This is a genomic window from Ruminococcus sp. CAG:57 (assembly GCF_000435935.1).
GTDB lineage: Bacteria > Bacillota > Clostridia > Oscillospirales > Ruminococcaceae > Hominimerdicola > Hominimerdicola aceti.
This window is the reverse complement of sequence record NZ_FR890772.1, coordinates 10,021-12,470: the sequence shown is the minus strand read 5'-3', so window position 1 is coordinate 12,470 and position 2,450 is coordinate 10,021. Positions and strand designations below refer to the sequence as shown.

Annotated in this window: 4 protein-coding genes; 3 read left to right on the top strand and 1 reads right to left on the bottom strand. The window is 37.0% G+C overall.

Annotation, left to right across the window (positions count from 1 at the left end; all coding sequences use genetic code 11):
- The first annotated feature begins 76 nt into the window (after positions 1 to 76).
- The 3 genes from QVO88_RS09495 to QVO88_RS09485 all read left to right on the top strand — a co-directional run bounded on the left by QVO88_RS09495 (position 77) and on the right by QVO88_RS09485 (position 1,474).
- Positions 77 to 523, top strand: a complete 447-nt coding sequence (locus tag QVO88_RS09495; RefSeq protein WP_022288245.1) for a DUF4869 domain-containing protein — start codon at positions 77 to 79, stop codon at positions 521 to 523.
- A complete protein-coding gene (locus QVO88_RS09490; protein WP_022288244.1) occupies positions 513 to 941 on the top strand; it encodes a hypothetical protein in 429 nt (142 codons plus the stop codon). The genes QVO88_RS09495 and QVO88_RS09490 overlap by 11 nt, the downstream gene beginning before the upstream one ends.
- A 371-nt stretch (positions 942 to 1,312) precedes the next feature.
- Positions 1,313 to 1,474, top strand: a complete 162-nt coding sequence (locus QVO88_RS09485; protein WP_022288243.1) for a hypothetical protein — start codon at positions 1,313 to 1,315, stop codon at positions 1,472 to 1,474.
- A 134-nt stretch (positions 1,475 to 1,608) separates the two neighbouring features.
- Here QVO88_RS09485 and QVO88_RS09480 read toward each other — a convergent pair whose 3' ends face one another.
- Positions 1,609 to 2,400 carry an alpha/beta hydrolase family protein gene (locus QVO88_RS09480; protein WP_022288242.1) on the bottom strand — a complete coding sequence of 264 codons (792 nt, stop codon included), beginning with the start codon at positions 2,398 to 2,400 and terminating at the stop codon, positions 1,609 to 1,611.
- Positions 2,401 to 2,450 lie beyond the last annotated feature (50 nt).

The following is a 2,450-nucleotide window of genomic DNA, read 5'->3' as shown; positions in this document are numbered from 1 at the left end:
TTCTTCAGAAGATAAGGCAAGACAAATTTATCAGTGTTCCATTTTAAAAGATATGTTGCAGTTAGAGAGGTAATAAATGATTACAATATATAAACACGGTCAGATACCCAAATCAATAGAAACTGTTAAATTGAACGATGTTTATTTTAACAAATATACTGCTCAAATGCTGGATAATAGGGCAAATAGAGTAATTGAAAAAATTGACCACGCTGAATTGACCGGGCCGTATACGATTAAATCACGCTTTGACGGGACAACTTTGAACACCGATAAGCTTTCCGGTAGTTGCAAGACGGTATTGAATATAATGTACAATACTGATAAGATTTTTGACATAAGAGAATGTGGTGATAATGCTCTTGATATGATCTATTCTCTTGACGAAGGAAAAATCTGTTGTGATTATCCGCTTATATCATTTGATATGACACGAGTGAACGTGTATGATAAGAGTAAGAAGAAATGCAGAGAAATAGATGATTATGAAGAATTGAAGGAGTGGTGGAGCGATGAAGATTAAACCGATCGTGATGCAAGAGATCAATACTACCCACACTTCCTTCATCATTGATCTACATTTTGATTACAACGTTACTTTTATCACAGGCGACTCTGGCGTTGGCAAATCCGCTCTGTATTCATTTATTGAAGAACTGTCTGCAAATGATAAAAGAATAAGGTGCTTTAATTACCTTGACCAAAAAAAGAATTACAAAGCTTCGATAAAAAATTCGAAGGATAAGCTTTTTGTAATAGACAATGCAGATATTCTGTTGGACGATAAAATGAGGCACTATATTGCTTTTGATGCGCAAAACCAATATGTAATAATAGGACGAAACCCCACCGGCTTAATGCTTGAGTTAGATGAGATCTACGAATTGTCAAGCGAGAATATCAATGGCAGAACACTATTATCATTAAAGAAAAGCTTTTAAACGATGAGTTGGAAGATAGATTCTAAAAAAGCTGTTTAATTTTTTCAGCCCAATAAAATCTAAACTGTTTTATAGTAGAATCCCACCACTCCACCATATCCACCTACGCCAATTTTACGCCAAAATGGCGTAGGTTTTGCGAGAATATATAAACTTTCGTAAAAAACAAAAACGTCGCAAATCCGGTAAAATCAAGGGTTTGCGAGCTTTTGGAAAGATATAAAAAGGCGGTGTTGGTATTTCCCTACGATGAAGACGTTGGAGTAAACATAGTAAGATAATTTGTTGAATTAATGGGCAATTCCAATCGGGATTGCCCATTTTTAAAACAAACAGAAATACAAATCGGAATTTGTAGGGAGGTTAATTATATGGAAAAGAATAAAAAAGAAAATACAAATAATTTGATATCAAGAATAAAAGCAAGAGCTAATGCAGGCAAAAATACGGAAGAAAAGAAAAGTCCTGATAGTTTAATATTAAGAATAAAAAGAAGAGCAAATGCTGATAAAAATAAAGAAAGAGACAGATAAATTCCAGTTTGCCAACCTACCCTTTGAGAGAGGAGAAATCCCTTTCTCAAGGGGTATTTTTATATTGTGCAGTTTGTATGAGGTTTCTTGTGTTTCATATTATCACATAAGAAACCGCAAAGACATCACCGCTCTTACTTCTCCTCAAACATCCACTTGACCGCCTTTTCAGCATACTCACTCCAAAAAATCATATCGTGGTTGCCTTTGCTTTCAAAATACTCGTGAGAAACGTTTCTGCTTTCAAGAAATTTGTGAAGATCACGGTTGTTTTCAAGCAGGAAATCTTCTGTACCGCAGCACATAAATATATTTGGGATATTTTTGCCCTCTCGCTGAAGTTTGTCTATAAGAAATTCGGGATTGTTCCTGCTGTTCAGCACCTCAGAGGTTTCGCCGAAACATTCTCTGTAATATTCATAATTCGCCACATCGTTGCCTTGCCCCTCTGACATTCCTGCAACTTCGTGTACGATAAGAGCCGAAGATAATGCAGCAACCTTGCCAAAGGTTTCTGGATATGCAAATGCTGTATGAAGTGCACCAAATCCGCCCATTGAAAGACCCATAATGTATGTTTCACTGCCGTCTTTCGCAAGTCTGAAAACTCGTCTTACATAGTCCACAAGCTCCTCGCCGACGAATTTGCAGAACTGATGACCAGTCGAGCGTCCGTCCAGCCAAAAAGAATTTTCGCCCGAGGGGATAACTACCGCAAAATTATACTTGTCCGAAAGATATTCAGGCACCCAGTTTTCTGCGTCGCCTGTAAAACCGTGCAGCAAGAAAAGCGTTTTGGTGCTGTTTTCCGAGTATTTCGTATCTGTCTGCCCCCAGTCCTGCCTTATATCACATGGCAGGTACATTTTAAACGTGGTATATCTCCGCAGGCAATTTGAATAAAATCTGATCGTTAAGTTTGACATAGCTTTTCCTCCTGTTTTTTTATATAATTATACTACATAAAATCAGTTTT

Bases quoted from the DNA above. Each gene is read 5' to 3' on its own strand.
- QVO88_RS09495 (WP_022288245.1), top strand. From the start codon at position 77: ATGATTACAATATATAAACACGGTCAGATACCCAAATCAATAGAAACT.
- QVO88_RS09490 (WP_022288244.1), top strand. From the start codon at position 513: ATGAAGATTAAACCGATCGTGATGCAAGAGATCAATACTACCCACACT.
- QVO88_RS09485 (WP_022288243.1), top strand. From the start codon at position 1,313: ATGGAAAAGAATAAAAAAGAAAATACAAATAATTTGATATCAAGAATA.
- QVO88_RS09480 (WP_022288242.1), bottom strand. From the start codon at position 2,400: ATGTCAAACTTAACGATCAGATTTTATTCAAATTGCCTGCGGAGATAT.